At 62.1% G+C, this 16,477-nt stretch carries 18 protein-coding genes; 17 read left to right on the forward strand and 1 reads right to left on the reverse strand.

The annotated features are described in order from the left end of the window. Window positions 1–353 precede the first annotated feature (353 nt). The 16 genes from ruvC to J3R80_RS15430 all read left to right on the forward strand — a co-directional run bounded on the left by ruvC (window position 354) and on the right by J3R80_RS15430 (window position 14,286). Complete coding sequence (gene ruvC, locus J3R80_RS15355) at window positions 354–860, forward strand: crossover junction endodeoxyribonuclease RuvC (RefSeq protein ID WP_275394672.1); 507 nt, start codon at window positions 354–356, stop codon at window positions 858–860. Further along, window positions 857–1,534 carry a Holliday junction branch migration protein RuvA gene (gene ruvA, locus J3R80_RS15360; protein WP_275394673.1) on the forward strand — a complete coding sequence of 226 codons (678 nt, stop codon included), beginning with the start codon at window positions 857–859 and terminating at the stop codon, window positions 1,532–1,534. The genes ruvC and ruvA overlap by 4 nt, the downstream gene beginning before the upstream one ends. A 47-nt stretch (window positions 1,535–1,581) precedes the next feature. Continuing rightward, a complete protein-coding gene (gene ruvB, locus J3R80_RS15365; protein WP_275394716.1) occupies window positions 1,582–2,631 on the forward strand; it encodes a Holliday junction branch migration DNA helicase RuvB in 1,050 nt (349 codons plus the stop codon). Between the two features lie 56 nt (window positions 2,632–2,687). Then, window positions 2,688–3,350: a hypothetical protein gene (locus J3R80_RS15370; RefSeq protein WP_275394674.1), complete on the forward strand. Its 663-nt coding sequence runs from the start codon at window positions 2,688–2,690 to the stop codon at window positions 3,348–3,350. After that, window positions 3,351–3,887, forward strand: coding sequence for an RNA 2',3'-cyclic phosphodiesterase (gene thpR / locus J3R80_RS15375; RefSeq protein ID WP_275394675.1), 537 nt, complete (start codon window positions 3,351–3,353; stop codon window positions 3,885–3,887). Window positions 3,888–3,917: 30 nt separating this feature from the next. Next, window positions 3,918–4,301, forward strand: coding sequence for a tol-pal system-associated acyl-CoA thioesterase (gene ybgC / locus J3R80_RS15380; RefSeq protein WP_275394676.1), 384 nt, complete (start codon window positions 3,918–3,920; stop codon window positions 4,299–4,301). 110 nt (window positions 4,302–4,411) lie between these two features. Next, window positions 4,412–5,107 carry a protein TolQ gene (tolQ, locus tag J3R80_RS15385; RefSeq protein ID WP_275394677.1) on the forward strand — a complete coding sequence of 232 codons (696 nt, stop codon included), beginning with the start codon at window positions 4,412–4,414 and terminating at the stop codon, window positions 5,105–5,107. A 1-nt stretch (window position 5,108) separates the two neighbouring features. Then, on the forward strand, window positions 5,109–5,591 hold the full coding sequence (locus tag J3R80_RS15390; protein WP_275394678.1) for an ExbD/TolR family protein: 483 nt from the start codon (window positions 5,109–5,111) through the stop codon (window positions 5,589–5,591). A gap of 9 nt (window positions 5,592–5,600) precedes the next feature. Then, the gene (locus J3R80_RS15395) at window positions 5,601–6,692 is read left to right on the forward strand and encodes a hypothetical protein (RefSeq protein WP_275394679.1); all 1,092 of its coding nucleotides are present in this window, start codon (window positions 5,601–5,603) and stop codon (window positions 6,690–6,692) included. After that, entirely contained in the window at window positions 6,689–7,405 is a 717-nt protein-coding gene (locus tag J3R80_RS15400; protein ID WP_275394680.1) for a copper homeostasis protein CutC, read from the forward strand. The genes J3R80_RS15395 and J3R80_RS15400 overlap by 4 nt, the downstream gene beginning before the upstream one ends. A gap of 44 nt (window positions 7,406–7,449) precedes the next feature. Then, window positions 7,450–8,766: a Tol-Pal system beta propeller repeat protein TolB gene (gene tolB, locus J3R80_RS15405; protein ID WP_343075830.1), complete on the forward strand. Its 1,317-nt coding sequence runs from the start codon at window positions 7,450–7,452 to the stop codon at window positions 8,764–8,766. Window positions 8,767–8,917: 151 nt separating this feature from the next. Next, a complete protein-coding gene (gene pal, locus J3R80_RS15410; protein ID WP_275394681.1) occupies window positions 8,918–9,424 on the forward strand; it encodes a peptidoglycan-associated lipoprotein Pal in 507 nt (168 codons plus the stop codon). A gap of 26 nt (window positions 9,425–9,450) precedes the next feature. Beyond that, window positions 9,451–10,284, forward strand: coding sequence for a tol-pal system protein YbgF (gene ybgF / locus J3R80_RS15415; protein ID WP_275394682.1), 834 nt, complete (start codon window positions 9,451–9,453; stop codon window positions 10,282–10,284). After that, window positions 10,281–11,534, forward strand: coding sequence for a tRNA lysidine(34) synthetase TilS (gene tilS / locus J3R80_RS15420; RefSeq protein ID WP_275394683.1), 1,254 nt, complete (start codon window positions 10,281–10,283; stop codon window positions 11,532–11,534). Before ybgF ends, tilS begins: the two co-directional genes overlap by 4 nt. Before the next feature lie 88 nt (window positions 11,535–11,622). Next, the gene (gene ftsH, locus J3R80_RS15425; protein WP_275394684.1) at window positions 11,623–13,539 is read left to right on the forward strand and encodes an ATP-dependent zinc metalloprotease FtsH; all 1,917 of its coding nucleotides are present in this window, start codon (window positions 11,623–11,625) and stop codon (window positions 13,537–13,539) included. Between the two features lie 135 nt (window positions 13,540–13,674). Continuing rightward, on the forward strand, window positions 13,675–14,286 hold the full coding sequence (locus J3R80_RS15430; RefSeq protein ID WP_275394685.1) for a LysE family translocator: 612 nt from the start codon (window positions 13,675–13,677) through the stop codon (window positions 14,284–14,286). 46 nt (window positions 14,287–14,332) lie between these two features. Here the strand turns inward: J3R80_RS15430 and J3R80_RS15435 are convergent, their stop codons facing one another. After that, window positions 14,333–15,508, reverse strand: a complete 1,176-nt coding sequence (locus tag J3R80_RS15435; protein WP_275394686.1) for a type III PLP-dependent enzyme — start codon at window positions 15,506–15,508, stop codon at window positions 14,333–14,335. A 322-nt stretch (window positions 15,509–15,830) separates the two neighbouring features. Between J3R80_RS15435 and J3R80_RS15440 the strand changes: the two genes are divergently transcribed. Continuing rightward, the gene (locus J3R80_RS15440) at window positions 15,831–16,415 is read left to right on the forward strand and encodes an MOSC domain-containing protein (protein ID WP_275394687.1); all 585 of its coding nucleotides are present in this window, start codon (window positions 15,831–15,833) and stop codon (window positions 16,413–16,415) included. The last annotated feature ends 62 nt before the right edge of the window (window positions 16,416–16,477 follow it).

The following is a 16,477-nucleotide window of genomic DNA, read 5'->3' on the forward strand; positions in this document are numbered from 1 at the left end:
TTGATGACGGCAATTAACGTGTGTGTGTTGAGCTGCATCTAGGTCCGATTTTTCGGGTCGGCAAGATCACAAATTGCATGACTCATATGCGTTTACTGCAACTGGTCGCAATCGTGATGCTCGATGTCGAAAACAGGCTGAGACTGACGTTTGGCGACCCGCGACATTCTGTCCAAAGGCGTGATATGTGGCGCGAAAGCCTCAGTTTCCGCGCGGTGCTTGTCAACGGAAGGAATCACCGAGGACGCAATTGCGTCTGGTGCGTGTTCTCGTTTCGTGCTAGTTCAGTGCGCAACAAGAGCGCCGCACGAACGAGCGAGCGACCAGTCAGAGCAGACAGGGCAGGATAAGGCATGCGCGTAATTGGCATTGATCCGGGGCTTCGAAACCTTGGCTGGGGCGTGATTGACACGGATGGCACGCGGATGTCGCATGTGGCCAATGGGATATGTCATTCGCGCACCGGTGATCTGGCAGCGCGATTGTTGTCGCTATATGACCAATTGTCCGAGGTTCTGGCCGCGCACGCCCCCGAAACCGCCGCCGTGGAACAGACCTTCGTCAACAAGGACGCCGTTGCCACCCTGAAGCTGGGGCAGGCGCGGGGGATCGCCTTGCTGGCGCCCGCGAAAGCCGGGTTGCCCATCGGGGAATACGCGCCCAATGCGGTCAAGAAAGCCGTTGTCGGGGTCGGACATGCCGACAAGGTGCAGGTGGAGCATATGGTCAAGATGCAACTGCCGGGCGTGAAGATCACAGGGGCTGACGCCGCAGACGCGCTGGCGATCGCAATCTGCCATGCCTTTCACGCCCAGAATGCAGGGCGGTTGGATGCGGCGCTTAGAAAGGCATCGGCATGATCGGGAAAATCGCGGGGCGTCTTGATTATCGCGCTGAAGATCACGTTCTGATCGACGTGCGCGGGGTGGGCTATCTGGTTTATGTCTCGGATCGCACGATGGCCAGCTTGCCCGGCCCGGGTGAGGCCGTTGCACTGTACACCGAGCTTCTGGTGCGCGAGGATAATCTGCAACTCTTTGGCTTCACAACTCTTGTCGAAAAAGAATGGCATCGGTTGTTGACCAGCGTTCAGGGCATCGGCGCGAAAGCCTCGATGTCGATCCTAAGCACGCTTGGCCCGGATGGGGTCAGCCGCGCCATTGCGCTGGGTGACTGGAACGCGGTGAAGGCCGCAAAGGGGCTTGGCCCCAAAACGGCGCAGCGCGTGGTCAACGAGTTGAAAGACAAGGCGGCTTCGGTGATGGCGCTGTCGGGGCAAACCAAAGCAGCGTCGGTGGACTCCGTGCCGGATGACGTCGTTATTGAACCGACAGCACCAGCCGCGCCCGCCGCCGCACCGGTGCCAACTGGCAATGCCGCGGCGCAATCCGAAGCGCTGTCAGCCCTGACCAATCTGGGCTATGCGCCCGGTGAAGCCGCATCTGCCGTCGCGCAGGCGCTTGGCGATGACGCGGGGCTGGACACGTCCGGCCTGATCCGCGCCGCGTTGAAACTTCTTGCGCCGAAAGGGTAGGGGGCTAGAAAGAACTCATGACCGCCTCTGACCCCCTGAATACCCCCCTGAACACGCCGGACCCGACGCTGCGTGCCACTCCGCGACCCGAAGACGCGGTCGAGGCAGACCGCGCCCTGCGCCCGCAAACGCTGGGCGATTTCATCGGTCAGGCCGAAGCGCGGGCGAACCTGCGCATTTTCATCGAAAGCGCGCGCAAACGCGGCGAGGCGATGGACCACGTGCTGTTCCACGGCCCGCCGGGACTGGGCAAGACCACGCTGGCACAGATCATGGCGCGCGAACTGGGCGTGAATTTCCGCATGACTTCTGGCCCTGTTCTGGCCAAGGCGGGTGATCTTGCGGCGATCCTGACCAATCTGGAAGCCAATGACGTGTTGTTCATCGACGAGATTCACAGGCTCAATCCAGTGGTCGAGGAAGTGCTCTATCCCGCGCTGGAAGATTTCGAGCTGGACCTTGTGATCGGCGAAGGGCCGGCCGCGCGGACCGTGCGGATCGAGTTGCAGCCTTTTACGCTGGTCGGTGCCACAACGCGTCTGGGGTTGTTGACCACGCCCTTGCGCGACCGCTTCGGCATTCCGGTGCGGCTGCAATTCTACTCGGTCGATGAGCTGCACGAAATTGTCACCCGCAACGCGGTCAAGCTGGGTGCCCCGGCGGACGAGGATGGCGCGCGCGAGATTGCGCGCCGCGCCCGTGGCACCCCCCGGATTGCCGGGCGATTGTTGCGCCGGGTGGTTGATTTCGCCGTGGTCGAGGGTGACGGGCGCATCACGCGTGATCTGGCCGATAACGCCCTGACGCGGCTTGGCGTCGATCATCTGGGGCTGGATGGGGCCGACCGGCGCTATCTGGGTCTGATGGCGGAACATTATGGGGGCGGTCCCGTTGGGATCGAAACCCTGTCGGCGGCCCTGTCCGAAAGCCGTGACGCGCTGGAAGAGGTGATCGAGCCGTTCTTGTTGCAACAAGGCTTGATTCAGCGCACTCCGCGCGGACGGATGCTGGGCCAGATCGCATGGCGCCATCTGGGCCTGACCGCGCCTGCACCGCCGTCCCGTGGCGACGGGCAAGGGCAGCTTTTCGACGGTTGACCCTTGAAACGCGCGTCCTTTTGCGGGACATCACGGCCCAGATCAGGAGACGCCAGATGACCGCCCCGCTTATGACCCCGGAAGATGTAACCGCACATTTCACCCGCGCGAATGGTGATTTCACCTTCGCCCGATGGGGTCGCCCCATCGTGCCGGTGGTGTTTGGTGTGGACGATGCCACACTTGAGGTCGTGAAAGGCGCGATCGAAGCGGTGGTAACACTGGCCGGACACAAGATGGCCGAAACCGATCCCGAGCTTGGTGCCAACCTGATGGTGTTCTTTTTCCGCGACTGGGACGAGCTTCTGGACGTGCCCAAACTGGGCGAGATGATCCCCGATCTCGCGCCGCTGGTCGCGCGCCTGAAAGCAGCAGGGGCCACGAATTACCGTGCTTTCCGCTTTGACGATCAGAACGCCATTCAGGCCTGCTTTACCTTCGTCTGCATGCAAGGCGCGATGGTTGATCAACCCGCCGAAACGATTGCCCTGACGCAGGCTGTTCAGGCGATGTTACTGTGGAGCGACACGGCATTCTCGGCCAAAAGCCCGCTGGCGCTGCTGCCTGAGGGTCAGACCATCCTGCGCCCGGAAATCGCCGGGCTGATCTCGGCGGCTTATGATCCGATGTTGCCGGTGGCAGCAGATGATGCGTCCCACGCGCTCAGGCTTTTTGCGCGGATGCAGGTGCGTGTGGCACCAGATCAGACGCCACACTGAATGCGTTGCTTTCTGGCCCTTCCCTTGCCGGAAGACCTGGCAATGCAGCTTGCTGGCTTTGCCGGACGGCTCAGGGTCGGGCGCGCGCTGCCGGAAGAAAACATGCACCTCACGCTGGCCTTTCTGGATGATCAACCCCTCGACGTGCTGGAGGATCTGAACGCAGAGCTTGAGATGCTGCGCGCCCCGCCCGTATCCGTCGATTTGGCCGGTTTGGAGACGATGGGCGGGGCCGCGCCCTCGGTGTTGGCGATCAACGCCATTGGGGCAGACGGGTTGCACAAGCAAATCAAACAAGTCGTGCGCCATGCTGGAATCACGCTGCCTCATCGGCGGTTTCGCGGTCACGTGACACTGGCCCGATTGCCGCGCGCGCCCACACAGGACGATTTGTCAGTCCTTGGCCGCGCGTTGCAAACCCACGGTGCGATCCGATATCCGTCCGTCACGCTGGACACCCTGTCGCTTTATCGGTCTGACCTGCGTCCTGACGGCGCGCGCTATGAGCGGTTGGCAGACTATCCCCTTCGCGGCTAGGGTCGGGGCGAGCAGCAGAGCGAGGCCCCCATGCACCATTTCCCTATCCGCGTTTATTATGAAGACACCGACATGGCCGGGATTGTCTATTACGCCAATTATCTGCGCTATATCGAACGGGCGCGGTCCGACTGGGTGCGCGAGATCGGGATTGACCAGAACGCAATGCGGGCCGAGGGGCTGGTGTTCGCCGTTCGGCGCATCGAGGCCGACTATCTGTCCTCGGCGCATTTTGACGAAGAGTTGCAGGTTGAAACATCTGTTCAGCAGGTCACAGGTGCGCGACTGGTGATGGAACAAGTGGTAAAACGCGGTGAAGAGCGTTTGTTTGAAGCCCTTGTCACCATTGTTTGCGTGTCCGACGCGGGCCAACCCGCCCGGCTTCCGGCAAATATCCGCCGTTTGGTTCGCTGACCCCACGACTTTCGTGCCGATGACGCGGTTTTGATGGCATTCCCCGTGGCAATCCGCTATGAAACATGCAGATAAGCTGCCCAAAGAGGTGGCGGTACAGAGGCAGAGATATGGAAACGGAAACGCTTCAGGCGGCGGCGGAGATCGATTTCTCCTTCCTCGCCCTTTTTCTTCGCGCGACTTTCACGGTCAAGCTGGTGATGCTGCTATTGATTGCAGCGTCCATTTGGTCGTGGGCGATCATCATCACGAAACACTTGGCCTTTCGCCGTGCCCGCACGGACGCCGAGGCTTTCGACCGTAAATTCTGGTCGGGCGAACCATTGGACGATCTGTTTGACCAGATCGGTCCCAACCCCGGCGGATCGGCCGAAAAGGTATTTTCGTCCGGCATGCTGGAATGGCGGCGCTCTCACCGGGCCGATGGCGGGCTGATTGCCAATGCGCAATCGCGCATCGACCGGTCGATGGACGTGGCCATCGCCAAGGAGGGCGAAGAGCTGAACAAGGGGCTGAGTTTTCTGGCCACCGTCGCCTCGACCGCACCTTTCGTGGGGCTGTTCGGCACGGTCTGGGGCATCATGCACGCCTTTGTCGAAATTGCGCAGCAACAGAACACCAACCTGGCCGTCGTCGCCCCCGGCATTGCCGAGGCGCTTCTGGCAACCGGGCTTGGCCTTTTGGCCGCGATACCGGCGGCGGTGTTTTACAACAAGCTGAGCGTGGACAGCGACAACATCCTGGCGAGCTATGAAGCCTTCGCAGACGAGTTCGCCACCATCCTCAGCCGCCAGCTGGACAGCTGATATGGGCGCGGGTGTGCAACAAGGCGGGGGGGCGGATCGCCGCGCCCGTCGTGGGCGGCGTCGCGGCAAACACCGCCGCGTGATGGCCGAGATCAACATCACGCCCTTCGTCGACGTGATGCTGGTGCTTCTGATCATCTTCATGGTGGCCGCGCCTTTGATGGTTGTCGGCGTGCCGGTTGAGCTGTCCAAGACCGCCGCCAAATCGCTGGACGCGCCCGAGGAAGAGCCGCTGGCGATCACCATCACCGAAGAAGGCCAGATATTCCTGCAAACGACCGAGATTGCGCGCGACGACCTGATCCCGAAACTGCGCGCCGTGGCGGCTGAACGCTCGGATAACAAGGTGTTCCTGCGCGCCGACGGTCAGGTGGCATGGGATGCGATTGCCAAGGTGATGGGCGCGCTGAATGCGGCCGGTTTCACCTCGATCGGGTTTGTGACCGAAGGTGGCGGGCCGAGTTTGACCGGCGCGGACAACTAGGGCAGGCATATGCGCAGAGGTCTTTACATCTCGGCATCTGTTCACGGGATCCTGATCCTGTGGGTGCTTTTCGGCGGGGCCTTTACCTGGTCCAGCAACGAAGAGCTTGTGCAGGTGTCCGATGTGTCGATCATCTCGGAAGACGAGTTTGCCGCGCTGAGTGCGCCCAAGGGCGAAGCTGCGGTTGAAGGAGATACACCGCCTGCGCCACGTCCGACACCCGAGCCGGAACCGGAACCCGCGCCTGTGCCCGAACCGGAGCCTGCCCCGGAACCGGAGCCTGCCCCGGAACCGGAACCTACCCCCGAGCCAGAACCCGCCCCTGAACCAGAACCAACGCCCGAGCCGGAGCCGGTCGTCGAGCCGGAAACCGCGCCGCCCGCGCCAGCGCCGCGCGTGGCCCCGACCCCGGCGCCCGAACCGGAAACCCCGGTCGAGGAAGCGCCAGAAGTGGTCGAAGCACCCGAACCCTCGCCCGAGCCAACACCGGAACCGCTGCCGGAAGAGGTGACGCCAACCGCGCCGCCCGAAGCCTCGACCGAGATCGTGACCGAGGCCGAAGAGCCGGTGGAAGACCCATCGCTGGCCCCCGCGACCTCGTCGCGCCCAAAAACACGCCCAAGCCGGCCTGCGCCTGTGGAAACCGCCGAACCGGAAACACCGGTCGAGACCCCGACCGAAGCCCCGGCGCCCGCCAACAACGCTGCTGCCGTGGCCGCTGCCGTGGCCGATCAGGTGGCGGGGGGCGAAACCGATACGCCCGCACGGGACGTGCCGGAAGGTCCGCCGCTGACGCGCGGCGAAAAGGACGGATTGCGGGTTGCGGTCAGCCGGTGTTGGAACCTTGGGTCAAGCTCGACCGATGCGATGTCGACCACCGTTGTCGTGATGGTGTCGATGAGTCGCGACGGCAAACCCGAGGGCATTCGCCTGGCGTCATGGGATGGCCCGTCCGAAGGAGCCGCCAACACCGCCTTCCAGGCCGCCCGGCGCGCCATCATTCGCTGCGGGGCCAACGGTTTTGACCTGCCCGCCGAGAAATATGGCCAGTGGCGCGAGATCGAAATGACCTTCAACCCAGAGAATATGAGGATCAAATGACGCCTCGGACGCTCGAAATATGTGTGGACACGGTTGGCGGGGCCATCGCGGCGCAGGCTGGTGGGGCAGACCGGATCGAGCTATGCGCGGCGCTCTCGGAAGGGGGGCTGACGCCAAGTGCAGGCTTGATGGTCGCTGCATCGCAGCTGGACGTGCCGTGCTATGCAATGATCCGCCCCCGCTCTGGCTTGTTTGCCTATTCCGATGCGGAAGTGCAGGTGATGCTGGACGATATCGCGGCTGTGAAAGAAGCTGATCTGGCGGGTGTGGTGCTGGGGGCGCAGAAACCCGATGGCAGTCTGGATACCGCCGTGCTTGGTCGCCTGCTGGCCGCTGCCGAAGGGCTGGGCGCGACGCTTCACCGGGTGATCGACGTGGTGCCGGACCCGCTGGCCGCGGTCGAGCAAGCCATCGCACTGGGGTTTGAGCGTGTGCTGACCTCGGGCGGGGCGGCAACGGCGGTCGAGGGGGCCGGGATGATCCGGGCGATGAAGCGGCAAGCCGCCGGTCGTATCGCGATCATGCCGGGCAGCGGGCTGACAGAAGACAATATATCTGATTTCGTAGCGCAGACAGGTGTTCACGAGGTTCATGCCTCCTGCGCAGTGACCGTGACAGGAGAGGAGAGTTTTTCCAATTTCTCCCCTGCAGGCGGTCGTAAAGAAACGTGTAAGAACCGGGTGAAACAAATGAAGAGGGAATTGGTCGCATGAGCACGATACTCAAAAAGCTGATCCTCGAACGATCGGTCGGGGCGATGATGATTGCACTGGTCGCGTTGACATCGGGCCTTCTGGGGCAGGCGCATCCTGCGGCGGCCCAGGGGCCGTTGCGGATCGAAATCACCGACGGTGTGATCGAACCGTTGCCCTTCGCTGTGCCTGATTTTCAGGCCGAGAACGGGGCGGCGGGTGAGTATGCGCGCTCGATCGCGCGGGTGGTTGCCGCCGACCTTGCAGGCACCGGCCTGTTTCGGGAAATCCCGGCCGAGGCGTTTGTGTCGGGCATCACCAGCTTTGCCAGCCCGATTGCCTATGCAGATTGGAAGGCCATCAATGCGCAAGCCCTGATCACCGGGGCTGTGTCGGCATCGGGCGACAGCCTGAACGTGAAATTCCGGGTTTTCGACGTGTTTTCCGGCCAGCCGCTGGGCGAGGGTCTTCAGTTCTCGGGTGCGATCAGCTCGTGGCGTCGCGTGGCGCACAAGGTGGCCGATATCGTCTACAGCCGCATCACGGGCGAAAGCGGCTATTTCGACAGCCGCGTGGTGTTCGTGGCCGAAACCGGCCCCAAGAACGCCAAGCGCAAGCGGCTGGCGGTCATGGATTATGACGGGGCAAATGTTCAGTATTTGACCGACAGTTCCGCGCTGGTGTTGGCGCCGCGCTTCTCGCCCACCGGCGACAAGGTGCTCTACACCAGCTATGAAACCGGATTCCCGCAGGTCTATGTGCTGGATGTGGCCACGGTTGGGCGTCAGGTGCTGTCACAGCAACAAGGCACAATGACCTTTGCCCCGCGTTTTTCGCCCGATGGCCGGACCGTTGTGTATTCGCTGTCGGCAGGCGGCAATACGGACATCTATGCGATGGACATCAATGGCGGCAATCCACGTCGCCTGACCTCGACCCCGTCGATTGAAACCGCGCCCAGCTTTTCGCCCGATGGCAGCCAGATCGTGTTTGAAAGCGACCGGTCCGGTACGCCGCAGCTTTATGTCATGCCTGCGGGCGGGGGCGAGGCGACGCGGATCAGCTTCGGGCAGGGCCGTTATGGCACCCCGGTCTGGTCACCGCGCGGTGATCTGATTGCGTTCACCAAGCAAAACGCGGGCCGGTTCCATATCGGCGTCATGCGCACCGACGGATCCGAGGAACGGCTGCTAACCGCGTCCTTCCTGGACGAAGGCCCCACATGGGCGCCGAACGGGCGGGTGATCATGTTCACCCGCGAAAGCCAGGGGGCGTCTGGCGCGCCGTCGCTGTATTCGGTCGACATTTCGGGCCGCAATCTGCGGCGCGTGGTGACGGAAGGGGCGGCATCCGACCCGGCCTGGTCGCCGCTACTGAAATAAGCGCAATATTGCGCAGGGGTCGGCGTGGGCCAGCGGGTGTGCGCCGATCCGTTTCCAAACGGCTTTTTTGCTGCTAGGATTGCGCCAACGAGCAACAATTTGCCTGCCCGGACATGAAAGGGCACGCGAGAAAATGGACACAGGAACGATCATGAAACGTATTGCAATTGCTACGCTGGTTGTGGGCGCGCTGGCGCTTTCGGCCTGTTCGAAGAACCGTCTTGGCGATCAGTATGGCGCAAACGGCGCGTCGGGTGATTTCGTCGCAGGCAGCCCCTCTGACCCGCGTTCACCCGCCTATTTCCAACAGACCATCGGGGACCGGGTGCTGTTTGCGGTGGACCAGTCCTCGCTCAGCCCGGAAGGCATTGATCTGCTGACCAAACAGGCTGCATGGCTGATGGAAAACACGGCCTATACCGCCGTGATCGAAGGTCACGCGGACGAGCAAGGCACGCGGGAATACAACCTTGCGCTGGGCGCGCGGCGCGCGTCTTCGGTGCAGAACTTCCTGATCGAACGCGGCGTGGCCCCGAACCGCCTGCAAACCGTCAGCTATGGCAAGGAACGCCCACTTGAAATCTGCTCGGACGAGCTTTGCTATGCCAAGAACCGTCGTGCGGTGACCGTTCTGGCCGCCGGCGCGGCCACAAGCTGAACCCTGATCGTTTGAAGGAGCGTCCGATGTCGCCTTTCCCCCGGCTTTCTGCCGTCGCCCTGTCCGTCGCAATCGCGCTGGTGTCGCCCGTCTTTGCACAGGACCGGGCGCAATCGCTTGCTGACATTCGGCAAGAGCTGTCGATGCTGTATGTCGAAGTCCAAAAGCTGAAGACCGAGCTGTCCACCACCGGCGCGGGCAACATTGCCACGGGCACCGGCAGCCTGACCGAACGGGTTGCGACCATCGAAAGCGAATTGTCGCGGCTGACCGGCCAGACCGAACAGCTTCAGTTCCGCATCGACTCGATCGTCAAGGACGGCACCAACCGGATCGGGGATCTGGAGTTCCGTCTGGTCGAGCTGGAAGGCGGCGATGTCACCAAGCTGGGCGAAACCTCGACCTTGGGCGGCGGACAGGTTCCGGCAGCCCCGGCCACCGCACCTGCGCCAGCCCAACCGCTGGCGACCGAGCTTGCTGTGGGCGAAAAGCAGGATTTCGACGCCGCCGGTGCCGCACTAGAGGCAGGCGAATTCGACGAAGCTGCAACCCTGTATGCGAAATTCATCGAAACCTATCCCGGTGGTCCCCTGACCGCCGAGGCACATTTTCAACGTGGCGAAGCTCTGACCGGGCTGGGCGATATCAAGTCCGCCGCGCGGTCGTATCTGAACTCCTTTTCCGGCGCCCCCAACAGCGACCGCGCGCCTGACGCTCTGTTTCGTCTGGGCAATGCGTTGGGCGCCTTGGGACAGATCTCGGAAGCCTGCGCAACGCTGGCCGAGGTGGGCGAACGCTTCCCCGGCACCCCAGCCGTCGAAGATGCAACAGCCGCACGCGCAAGCCTTGGGTGCCAATGACGCCTGAGGCGTGCATTTCCGATGCCCTGAACCGGGTCCGCACTGGCGGGCCCGTTTTGCGTTTGGGCGTGGCCGTGTCAGGTGGTGGCGACAGCATGGCGCTGCTTTTACTGGCGCAGGAGTGGTGCGTCGCGCAGGGGGCCGAACTTCATGCGGCAACCGTCGATCACGGCCTGCGCGAAGAGGCAAAAGATGAGGCTCTGTTCGTGCGGGACACCTGCGCCGGGCTGAACGTGCCGCATCGCACCTTGAAATGGACCACAACACCCGAAGGCAATGTGCAGGATGCCGCCCGACAGGCGCGATATGATCTGTTGGCAGAATGGGCGCGGGGCGCGCAGCTTGACGCGGTGCTTTTGGGTCATACCGCCGATGATCAGGCGGAAACCTTTCTGATGCGTTTGGCGCGTGGGTCGGGGGTCGATGGGTTGTCTGCCATGCGTGACGATTGGTCCGACCGGAATGTGCGGTGGATGCGGCCCCTGCTGCCGATCACGCGTGCGGCATTGCGAGAGGTTCTGACCAAACGCGGGCAGGTGTGGATTGACGACCCGTCAAACGATGACACGACCTTTGACAGGGTGAAAACGCGCCGCGCCTTGCAGGATTTGCCGCAGATCGGGCTGACACGCACCCGGTTGACCGATACTGCCCGACGCATGTCGCAGGCCCGCGATGCGCTTGCCTGGCTGGCCCATGACGCCGCCTGCCGATTGGCAGATGTGAAAGGCGGTGATGTGCAGTTTGCCTTGCCTGACTTCACGCGCCTGCCCGATGAAACCCGCCACCGCCTGCTGGCCCATGCGATCAACTATGTCTCGTCTACACCCTACCGCCCGCGCTATGACGCCCTGCGTGCGTTGGAAACCGAGGTGATGGCAGGACAGACCCGGACCTTGCAGGGCTGTCTTGTCTCGCGGGACGGTGACAGGCTTGTGATTGGGCGCGAGCTGCGTGGGGTCGAGGCGCTTACATCACGGCCCGGCAGACAGTGGGACCATCGCTGGATCATGGATGCACCCCGGCAATCTGACGGGTCAGACCTTCGCGTAAGGGCGTTGGGAGAGGGCATTCTGTGCTGCAAGGACTGGCGGGCGACCGGCCTGTCGCGAACCACCCTGATGACAACGCCATCGCTGTGGGCAGACGACACGCTTGTGGCCGCCCCATTGGCCGGTTTCGGGGATATTTCTCTGCTTATCCGCACCCCTGACGTGGAAGAATTCCGATCTACCATTTTATCGCATTGAACATACTGCATTCATCCCTATTTTAGAGTGGCAGCGTGCGGACCGGTGGGGCTGCACCCTGTCGCCATGGCATTCAAAGGAGATACCCTTGGGCAACGCGAGAAATTTCGCCTTCTGGATCGTTCTGTTCCTGTTGATCCTGGCTTTGTTCAACCTGTTTTCGAACGGGCAGGCAGGGCTGGCAGCATCGCAGGTAAGCTATTCGGAGTTTGTGACCTCTGTCGAAGGGGACGAGGTCAAGGCCGCGACCATCGACGGTGAAAAAGTCATCTATCAGGCCGCAGATGGAAAGATGTATCAAACCATCGTGCCGCGCGACGCCGAAGTGTCGAACATGCTGATTGACAAAGGGGTCGAGCTGAAGGCCGAGCCGCAACAGCAATCGGGATTCATGAGCCTGATGACATTGCTTCTGCCGGTGATCCTGTTGATCGGGTTCTGGTTCTTTATGATGAACCGGATGCAAGGCCGCGGGGGCGGCGGTGCCATGGGTTTCGGGAAATCCAAGGCCAAGATGCTGACCGAACGCGAAGGCCGTGTGACCTTTGACGACGTGGCCGGCATTGATGAGGCCAAGGAAGAACTGGAAGAGATCGTGGAATTCCTGCGCAACCCGCAGAAATTCAGCCGTCTGGGTGGGCAAATCCCCAAAGGGGCGCTGCTTGTTGGCCCTCCGGGCACGGGTAAGACGCTGTTGGCGCGTGCCATTGCCGGTGAGGCTGGCGTGCCGTTCTTCACCATCTCGGGCTCTGATTTTGTTGAAATGTTCGTCGGTGTGGGCGCAAGCCGTGTCCGCGACATGTTCGAACAGGCCAAGAAGAACGCGCCCTGTATCGTCTTCATCGATGAGATCGACGCCGTGGGCCGGTCGCGTGGCGCGGGCTATGGTGGTGGCAACGACGAACGCGAACAGACGCTGAACCAGCTTCTGGTCGAAATGGATGGCTTTGAAGCCAATGAAGGCGTGATCATTCTGGCCGCGACCAACCGTCGTGACGTTTTGGACCCGGCACTGCTGCGTCCGGGTCGGTTTGACCGTCAGGTGACCGTGCCGAACCCCGACATCAAAGGTCGTGAAAAGATCTTGGGCGTGCATGCCCGCAAGGTGCCGCTTGGCCCTGACGCTGACATGCGCATCATCGCGCGCGGCACACCGGGTTTTTCGGGTGCTGATCTGGCGAACCTTGTGAACGAAGCGGCCTTGATGGCTGCCCGCGTGGGTCGTCGCTTTGTCACCATGGAAGATTTCGAGAATGCGAAAGACAAGGTGATGATGGGGGCCGAGCGTCGATCAATGGTTCTGACCGACGACCAGAAGGAAAAGACCGCCTATCACGAAGCGGGCCACGCCGTCGTCGGTCTGTCGCTGCCGCAATGTGATCCGGTCTATAAGGCCACGATCATCCCGCGCGGCGGTGCGCTGGGCATGGTGGTATCGCTGCCCGAGATTGATCGTCTGAACTGGCACAAGTCGGAATGCGAAGAAAAACTGGCCATGACCATGGCGGGCAAGGCGGCCGAAATCATCAAATATGGCGAAGAGAACGTCTCGAACGGTCCGGCGGGCGACATTCAGCAAGCATCGGGTCTAGCACGCGCCATGGTGATGCGCTGGGGCATGTCCGAGAAGGTTGGCAATATTGATTATGCCGAAGCGGCCGAAGGCTATTCTGGCAACACCGCCGGATTCTCGGTCTCGGCGCATACGAAAGAGCTGATCGAGGAAGAGGTGAAGCGCTTCATCCAGCAAGGATATGAAACCGCGCATAAAATCCTGACCGAGAAAAAGGATGAATGGGAAAATCTGGCCCAGGGACTTTTGGAATACGAAACCCTGACCGGCGAGGAAATCCAGCGCGTCATGCGGGGCGAGCCGCCCACGAAAAGCGAAGACGACGACAAGCCGGACGAAGGTAACGCGGCTTCGGTGACGGCGATCCCGAAAACCAAGCCAAGGTCGAAACCGGCGGGCGAGGGCGATCTGGAACCGGAACCCACCGCCTGACCCGCGCCATCGACGACAAAGAAGCCCCCGAAGACACGCATCTTCGGGGGCTTTTCTTATGCGGCCAAGCTATGCGCAGGAAACGGGTCGATCCGGCCCCGTAGGTCCGCCACCTTGGTGGAAAAGAGGATCATCATGTTTCCAACCACAATCGCATTGCTGCTGTTTCTGGCACCGCTTGCCTACAGCCCCGGGCCGGGCAACATGGTCTTTGCGGCGATGGGCGCGCGCTTTGGGCTGCGGGCCACCTTGCCTGCGAATGCGGGCTATCACGTGGCCACCTGGATCGTGACCTTTTGCCTTGGTTTGGGCTTTTCGGTTTTGCTGACCAGCGCACCGGTCCTGTTCGACATCCTGCGCTGGGTTGGTGCGGCCTATGTCGCCTGGCTGGCCTGGACATTCCTGCGGGCCGGTCTGACGGGTGGCGGGCCGGACTCGGATGTGATCGGCGTCGTTGACGGTGTCCTGTTGCTGATCCTGAATCCGAAAGCCTATGTCATCATCGCACTGATGTTCAGCCAGTTCCTGACCGCCTTTCCTTTGCCTGAACTTGCGGCGGTTCTGTGGATCGCCAGCGCTTTCACACTGAACAACCTGCTGGCATTTCTGCTTTGGACGATGGTCGGGGACGGCCTGTTGGCGCGCTTCAGACGTCCGGCCCATGCGCGCCTGTTGAACGGCGGCTTTGCCGTGATCCTTGGGCTTGTGGCCGTCTGGATGTTCGTCGCCGGGCGTGCAGCCCTATGACAAAGAGCCGCCCCGATGCAATGATCGGGGCGCGGCGTGTCAGGGATCAGATCACCACCACATCCAGCGGGGGGAAGCCGTTGAAGCACACGCTGGAATAGGTCGAGGTATAGGCCCCGGTGTTGCGGATCAGCACGCGGTCGCCCGCCGTCAGCGTCATGGGCAGGTGCACCGGGCGCTTTTCATAAAGCACATCCGCACTGTCACAGCTTGGCCCGGCCATCACGCACGGCCCTATCGGGTCGCCGTCGCGTGCGGTTTCGAACTGATAGCGGATGGCCTCGCCTTCGGTCTCGGCAAGACCCGAGAAACGACCGATATCCAGATAGACCCAGCGGTGCATGTCCCGCTCGGATTTGCGGCTGACCAGCATGACTTCGGCCACGATCACACCGGCCTCGGCGACCATGCCGCGCCCCGGTTCGGCCATCACCTGCACCTTGTTGCCGAAGCGTTCGGTCACAAGGTCCATCACCTGGCGGGCATAGGTTTCAGGCGCCTCGATCGCGTCGCCATAGAAGGCCGGGAAGCCGCCACCGATGTTCAGCACCGACAGGTCATGACCGGCCGCCTTGGCCGAGCGCCAGATCTCGGCCATCACGTTCAGGGTGGGCACCCACATCTTCGCCAGACGTGTTTGCGACCCGACATGGAACGAAAAGCCGACCGGGGTCAGCCCAAGCGTTTTTGCATGGCCCAGCAGCGCGATGGCCATGTTGCGGTCGCAGCCGAACTTGCGCGTCAGCGGCCAGTCGGCTTGCGACGCTTCAACAATCACGCGGATATAGACCGACGCACCGGGGGCGTTCTGTGCGATCTTTTCAAGCTCTTCTTCGGCGTCTGCGGCAAACAGCGTGATGCCTTGCTGGTGGGCCCATGCGATGTCCGACGCCCGTTTGATCGTGTTCCCGTAAGAGATGTCCTGCGGTCGTGCGCCTTGCTGAAGGCACAATGCAATCTCGTTTTTCGATGCGGCGTCGAACCGGCTTCCAAGCTGGACAAGGCGCGCGATGATCTCGGGTGCCGGGTTGGCTTTCACGGCATAGTGGATGCGCGCGTGGCCAAGGCCCGATTGCAGCGCGTCGTATTGTTGCGCGACGCGGTCCAGGTCCATGACCAGGGTGGGCTTGTCGAAGTGCCGGCTGGCGACAAAAGCGTCCAGACGGGACGGGACAGCAACAGGGGAAGGCGCACCGGCGCCAACGAAATGCATCATGGTCATCTCCAAAAGACCCGGCCATAACGAATACTCGTCGAAGACCGCTCAGTTCCAAGGGAGACGTTACCGTCGCTACGTAAACACGTGGGCGTAGATGCTTCCGGCCAGAGGCGCGTGCGTTGGCGTCTATGTCGCGCATTTGTCCCGAAAGTGGATTCGAAGCAAGATCAAAAACGGCCGGTCCCGAAATTTTTTCGGCGCAAGGCAGGACTGATCACTTCCGGACACAGTGATCATCGGTTAAGCGCCCCTCGCAGGGCGGGAAACGCGGGTTGAGCTTGCAAGGGCTTTGCGCCACTCTGCCGCTGTGCAAAAGGAGGTGTCGATGCCCGCACTTGTTCCAACCGAGTATTACGGCCAGATCACGTGGCTTGGCAAAACCGATGATCGCGATGCCACGCTGACCTCGGTCGCGTGTGATGGCATCGACCTGACCTATGAAGGCATAGTGGGCGAGGCACGGTCCGGCCTGACCCGCCCGTCCTGTTCGCGCGTTACAAGCCAGTATCCGCGCGGCACCGAAATCCGCAATGTGCGCCAGCTATCCGTTTTGTCCGCCGAAGAACTGGCCGACATTGCCAGGGCGCTGGATCTTGGGCAGATCGACCCGGCCTGGCTGGGGGCGTCGATGGTGGTTGCGGGGCTGCCGGACTTCACCCATGTGCCGCCATCGTCAAGATTGCAGGCGGACAACGGTGCGACGCTGGTGGTGGACATGGAAAATCGCCCTTGCACGCTGGCCGCGCGCGAGGTTGAACGCGCACGCCCCGGCCATGGCATCGGGTTCAAACCCGCCGCCAAGGGAAAACGCGGGGTCACGGCTTGGGTCGAACATCCCGGTCGCTTGCAACTGGGCGACCGGCTGCGCCTGCACATCCCCGATCAACGCGCATGGCAAGCCCGGGCTTAGGTGCGATGCCGACCGAAAGGCTTTCCGACGAATTCCGCGGCCAACATGTCGGATTCCACCCT

This window comes from Aliiroseovarius sp. Z3 (assembly GCF_029105185.1).
Classification (GTDB): domain Bacteria; phylum Pseudomonadota; class Alphaproteobacteria; order Rhodobacterales; family Rhodobacteraceae; genus Aliiroseovarius.